Source organism: [Clostridium] ultunense DSM 10521 (assembly GCF_000511955.1).
GTDB classification, from domain to species: domain Bacteria; phylum Bacillota; class Clostridia; order Tissierellales; family Tepidimicrobiaceae; genus Schnuerera; species Schnuerera ultunensis.
Genome location: NZ_AZSU01000003.1, coordinates 835,562 through 841,913, shown reverse-complemented (window position 1 = coordinate 841,913; position 6,352 = coordinate 835,562). Strand labels below are relative to the sequence as shown.

Below are 6,352 nucleotides of genomic sequence, written 5' to 3'. Positions count from 1 at the left end.
TAAGTGAACTTTGCGAGGGCGCATAGCTCAGTTGGGAGAGCACCTGCCTTACAAGCAGGGGGTCACAGGTTCAAGCCCTGTTGTGCCCACCATTTATATAATTGTCAATTGAAAAAATGGCCCGGTAGTTCAGATGGTTAGAATGCCAGCCTGTCACGCTGGAGGTCGAGGGTTCGAGTCCCTTCCGGGTCGCCATGCTGGTGTAGCTCAATTGGCATAAGTAGAGAACCCAAATCATGTTTTTGATTTGTTGTGAATCACTTAGTCGGAGCCGTTAATATTAGCAGTATGTAACTTAAAGGCGGTAATTTAATACTTATGCTGGTGTAGCTCAATTGGCAGAGCAACTGACTTGTAATCAGTAGGTTGGGGGTTCAAGTCCTCTCACCAGCTCCACATTATTATATTGTATAACAAAAGTGTCCAATGGACACAAACTAGGAGGAGTTCCCGAGTTGGCTAAAGGGGACGGACTGTAAATCCGTTGGCTCAGCCTTCACTGGTTCGAATCCAGTCTCCTCCACCATTTATACTAGAATATATACCATGCGGAAGTGGCTCAGTGGTAGAGCATCGCCTTGCCAAGGCGAGGGCCGCGGGTTCGAATCCCGTCTTCCGCTCCACTACTATTTAATGCAACTCAGAAACGCTATGTTTCTGAGTATTATAAATTTAATTGACATAATTGTCAACTATGCATGCGGGTGTAGCTCAGTGGTAGAGCCCCAGCCTTCCAAGCTGGTTGCGAGGGTTCGATTCCCTTCACCCGCTCCATTTATACTAAAGTTTAGCTTTAAACAGCCAATAGTTCAACATCTAAAATTTTAATACAGTGGCATAGCCAAGTGGTAAGGCATAAGCAGGGGACCAAAATCGTGTTTTTCGATTTTGTGTATATCGCTTAGTCGGGGCCGCTTATACTAGTGGAAAGCTTTAGATTTCGCATAATTTAATCTGGCGGCATAGCCAAGTGGTAAGGCAGAGGTCTGCAAAACCTTTATTCCCCAGTTCAAATCTGGGTGCCGCCTCCAGCAAAGTAAAACACAGTATGTACCTATAGCTCAACGGGATAGAGTGCCTGACTACGAATCAGGAGGCTGGGGGTTCGAGTCCTCCTAGGTACACCAAGTAAAAGCCCTGTAATCTTAATGATTGCAGGGCTTTTTGTTTTATAACTCGTTCTTTTTAACAAAAGTATAAAATTCGATCTAACGTATTCTCAAAACTTATATAATTCCATGAATTATTTGGGTATATAGAGCATATAGCCCCAAATTTGTTAAAAAGTATGGTATAATGAAATCGAATAATTATAAATTTAACATAAATTTTTGAAACATGGAGGAAATTAATAAAAATGAAGAATAAAAGATTTGATAGGAGAAAATGGCTTATTTATTACCTACTAATTATGGTAACAGCAAATTTTATATTTGGAGGATATCTAAAAGAAAAGCTAACGGAGTATGTAAGTTATAGCCAGTTTGTTAAATTTGGGAAAGAGGGAAGGATTGTTTCTGTAGAAGAAGATATAGATGAAATACACTTTGAGGTTCATACAGAAGATGGAAAATCCACGAAAAGGTATAAAGCTAATAATATGAATGACCCGTCTTTAATAGACAAGCTAGAGGAATGGGGGGTGGAGGAGTATACAGCTAAGTCCCAAAAAGTATCTATCTCCCAATATATTCTCTTTTCCTGGGTTATTCCCATAGCATTTATTATGTTTATTTGGAATTTAATTTCTAAGAGAATAGCTAAGCGAATGGGTGGCGGTGCTATGGAACTAGGTGGAAAAGTAGGTACTATTTATGCAGAGGATTGGGCAGACGTAACCTTTAATGATGTAGCAGGGCAAGATGAAGCAAAAGAGTCCCTAGAGGAGATAGTAGATTTCATTAAAAACCCAGAAAAATATAAAGAAATAGGGGCAAAACTTCCAAAAGGAGCCTTATTAGTTGGGCCACCAGGAACGGGAAAAACACTCCTTGCTAGAGCTATTGCGGGAGAAGCCAGTGTACCTTTTTTTTCCATATCTGGCTCTGAATTCGTTCAGATGTTCGTAGGAATGGGCGCAGCAAGAGTTAGGGATTTATTTAAGCAAGCACAGGAACAATCTCCTTGTATAGTGTTCATTGATGAAATTGACGCTATTGGTAAAAGAAGGGATGCTTCGGGCATTGGGGGAAATGATGAAAGGGAGCAGACTTTAAACCAGCTGCTAACAGAAATGGATGGTTTTGATTCATCTTCTGGTGTGGTAATATTGGCAGCAACTAATAGGCCGGAAGTATTAGATCCTGCTTTGTTAAGACCAGGAAGATTTGACAGGAGGATTATCGTAGATACTCCTGATTTTACGGGTAGGCTTAAAATATTGGAAGTCCATTCTAAAAATATAAAATTAGGACCAGATGTAAGATTAGAAGATATTGCAAAGGCCACTCCGGGAGCTGCAGGAGCAGATTTGGCAAATATAGTAAATGAGGCAGCGTTGAGAGCAGTTAGATTTAATAGAAAAGAGGTAACGCAAGAGGATTTAATGGAATCTATTGAAACTGTAATTGCAGGAGCAGAGAAAAAAGATCGTATTATGTCACAGGAGGAGAAAGAAGCTGTGGCCTATCATGAAGCTGGACATGCAATAGTAGCGGCGATGTTAGAAGGAACAGATCCAGTGGCTAAAATTACTATAGTTCCTAGAACTATGGGGGCTTTAGGCTATACATTGCAATTACCTGAAAAGGAAAAATACCTATTATCTAAGGAAGATTTACAGAATGAATTATGTATTTTATTTGGTGGACGAGCTGCAGAAGAGATAAAATTTAATCTCGTATCCACTGGAGCTTCCAATGATATTGAAAAGGCTACAGAAATAGCTAGAAATATGGTCACAAAATACGGTATGAGTGATAAATTTGGAATGATGGGGCTAGAATCCTCTAGTGCCCAGTATTTAGATGGAAGTAGTGTGAAAAACTACAGTGAAACTACTGGTAAAGAAATAGACGATGAAGTATTAATACTGATAAAAACTGCTTATGAAAAATCTAAACAAATATTAGTGGATAATATTGAGCTACTTGACAGAGTATCTGAAAGATTGTTAGAAGTAGAAACTATTACAGGAGAAGAGTTTAATCAAATAGTAAAAGAATATAAAGAACAAAAAAATAAGTAAACATATAAAATTGTCGTCGACCTCAGGTAGTGCAAAAATCCCTGGAGATCGACGACAATTTCATATTTTTGAGGAATGTGTAAATTTCAATGAGCGCAGAGAAAAATTAGAGAAAGGTAACATTTAGAATCCCAAAATTTCATATTTGACAAAAAATGAGAAACATAGTAATATCAATACATAAAATTGATTTATAGACTACCTATGAGGAATTGAAACCAAGGATTAATAGATGATGATTTAGACTTGGTTACAATTTATAGACTACCTATGAGGAATTGAAACATTGATTTTGGTAAAGCTGCAATTAAAACTTCATCAATTTATAGACTACCTATGAGGAATTGAAACCAATTTACTTTGAGGAGGTAGAATAATGAGTAAAGCATTTATAGACTACCTATGAGGAATTGAAACAAAAGGAAGTGATAAACAAAAAACCACTATCAAATGATTTATAGACTACCTATGAGGAATTGAAACTCCCACCCTCCTGGAATTCACCCAGCATCTTTGTGCCAATTTATAGACTACCTATGAGGAATTGAAACATCTCATATATCCTAATTCAGTATTCTCTACATAAATTTATAGACTACCTATGAGGAATTGAAACTTGACAGTGCAGATAGCTGTGGTAAAGATGCTATAAAATTTATAGACTACCTATGAGGAATTGAAACATCCAGAAGCTATTGAGATAAGTGAACAAAGATTAAAATTTATAGACTACCTATGAGGAATTGAAACATAAATGTTACTGTATGGATAATTTAGAGCTAATGAATTTATAGACTACCTATGAGGAATTGAAACACAGATAAGGTGGTATCTAATATAAATAGGCAAAGTATTTATAGACTACCTATGAGGAATTGAAACAGGCTTTAATTGCTGTGAATATTTTTCTGTTAGCTTATTTATAGACTACCTATGAGGAATTGAAACAGAGTGATTATGGTGGATAGCCAAGGTAGAGAAATACATTTATAGACTACCTATGAGGAATTGAAACTTGTATGCATGGTCTTGGATTATATTATGGGACTTATATTTATAGACTACCTATGAGGAATTGAAACAGAGATGTGAATAAAAAACCAGTCCCACAATATTGGATTTATAGACTACCTATGAGGAATTGAAACGAACTAAATATAAAGGTGAATTAAAACCTTTTGCTAAATTTATAGACTACCTATGAGGAATTGAAACTGCTGACGACTTGGTTAGTGGTATTGAAGAAGCCTTGATTTATAGACTACCTATGAGGAATTGAAACCAACAAATATAAACGAAAAACTATTGAAGGAAGTAAAATTTATAGACTACCTATGAGGAATTGAAACCTCCAATCGTATTTTTCTCTCACACAATCCCCTCCACATTTATAGACTACCTATGAGGAATTGAAACCTCACAATATGCTACATCACTTGAAAAAATGAAAATATTTATAGACTACCTATGAGGAATTGAAACTTTGTGCATCTATGGATTCTTCATTTTGATTTTCTGATTTATAGACTACCTATGAGGAATTGAAACCTATTTGAATGTTATTTCTACTGCAATACTCTTTTATATTTATAGACTACCTATGAGGAATTGAAACTGTAAAATAAAAAGGACTAGGTTTCCCTAGCCTTATTTATAGACTACCTATGAGGAATTGAAACTAGACATAGGAGATGCAAGTCCTAATTCAGTTAACAGATTTATAGACTACCTATGAGGAATTGAAACGAACAGAAAACCAGAAGAATGGAGAGACAAAAAAACCATTTATAGACTACCTATGAGGAATTGAAACTAGGAGCAGATACAGCAGGAGAAGGTTCAGATTGGAAATTTATAGACTACCTATGAGGAATTGAAACGATGAAATGGTAGCTGATAATGAAACATACGCAAATGATTTATAGACTACCTATGAGGAATTGAAACAATAATGAAGCAAGAAAAGAGATGGAGAAATCTCTAAATTTATAGACTACCTATGAGGAATTGAAACCTTGCCTATTATAGTAATCATATTCATGCATGTGCAAATTTATAGACTACCTATGAGGAATTGAAACGCCTCATATACGCATTGATTAAGTGTAAGCCCTGTGTATTTATAGACTACCTATGAGGAATTGAAACTAGATATATAGCTGACAGAAAAGTTCCAAAGTATATTATTTATAGACTACCTATGAGGAATTGAAACTCCTTTCTTCCAATTCCTCATCTGTTTTAACTTTAGGATTTATAGACTACCTATGAGGAATTGAAACAATGATGGTATGAGCTTGCCAGCGTTGCAAAAAATACATTTATAGACTACCTATGAGGAATTGAAACCACAAACAGTAGGGGTTAAAGGTGAATTTATTTTAAGATTTATAGACTACCTATGAGGAATTGAAACGCAAAAGGAACTATGAATTGGCAAGGTGGAATAGCCCATTTATAGACTACCTATGAGGAATTGAAACCAAGAAAGATGAAAGAAAGATACCCAGAGGTAGATTAATTTATAGACTACCTATGAGGAATTGAAACTATACAAAAAATGGGGATACTGGGACGGTGTTCCTCATATTTATAGACTACCTATGAGGAATTGAAACAAGTGTCTGGAAACATATCATCTTCGTAGTCGTAGAATTTATAGACTACCTATGAGGAATTGAAACTAGCGTAACCACCCAACATGTTAGCGATTAATTCTGTATTTATAGACTACCTATGAGGAATTGAAACCCCTCCTCTAAATATTTTTCCAGTTGTTCTTCTATAAATTTATAGACTACCTATGAGGAATTGAAACTTCTAAATCTATAAATGGTTTAATATCTGATTATTGTATTTATAGACTACCTATGAGGAATTGAAACCTGATAAATTTGAAAGATATAAGGTAGAAAAGAAACATTTATAGACTACCTATGAGGAATTGAAACCACTTTTTCTCACACTCTTACGCTTATAGTGTAATGAATTTATAGACTACCTATGAGGAATTGAAACCTTGTAAAGGAAGCGGTGGAGATATTGAGTATGATTAATTTATAGACTACCTATGAGGAATTGAAACGTGGCAATACAAGGAAGGATACAAAGTAGAAGCTGGATTTATAGACTACCTATGAGGAATTGAAACGTAAAGACGTTTTC

Annotated in this window: 1 protein-coding gene, 8 tRNA genes and 1 CRISPR repeat array; all 9 genes read left to right on the top strand. The window is 35.8% G+C overall.

The window, feature by feature from the left end; genetic code table 11:
* The first annotated feature begins 16 nt into the window (after positions 1-16).
* Positions 17-92: transfer RNA gene (locus tag CUL_RS0111310), tRNA-Val, on the top strand.
* A gap of 26 nt (positions 93-118) precedes the next feature.
* Positions 119-195, top strand: a tRNA-Asp gene (locus CUL_RS0111305).
* A gap of 125 nt (positions 196-320) precedes the next feature.
* Positions 321-396 (top strand) — tRNA-Thr (locus tag CUL_RS0111300).
* A gap of 44 nt (positions 397-440) precedes the next feature.
* Positions 441-526, top strand: a tRNA-Tyr gene (locus CUL_RS0111295).
* A 22-nt stretch (positions 527-548) separates the two neighbouring features.
* Positions 549-623: transfer RNA gene (locus CUL_RS0111290), tRNA-Gly, on the top strand.
* A 77-nt stretch (positions 624-700) separates the two neighbouring features.
* A tRNA-Gly gene (locus CUL_RS0111285) sits at positions 701-774 on the top strand.
* Between the two features lie 182 nt (positions 775-956).
* Positions 957-1,031: transfer RNA gene (locus CUL_RS0111280), tRNA-Cys, on the top strand.
* Between the two features lie 19 nt (positions 1,032-1,050).
* Positions 1,051-1,127: transfer RNA gene (locus CUL_RS0111275), tRNA-Arg, on the top strand.
* Positions 1,128-1,357: 230 nt separating this feature from the next.
* Positions 1,358-3,187 carry an ATP-dependent zinc metalloprotease FtsH gene (gene ftsH, locus CUL_RS0111270; RefSeq protein ID WP_025641798.1) on the top strand — a complete coding sequence of 610 codons (1,830 nt, stop codon included), beginning with the start codon at positions 1,358-1,360 and terminating at the stop codon, positions 3,185-3,187.
* Between the two features lie 189 nt (positions 3,188-3,376).
* Positions 3,377-6,338: a CRISPR direct-repeat array (repeat unit 30 nt; unit sequence ATTTATAGACTACCTATGAGGAATTGAAAC).
* Positions 6,339-6,352 lie beyond the last annotated feature (14 nt).

Coding starts and splice junctions, on each gene's coding strand:
- ftsH (WP_025641798.1), top strand. CDS start 1,358: ATGAAGAATAAAAGATTTGATAGGAGAAAATGGCTTATTTATTACCTA.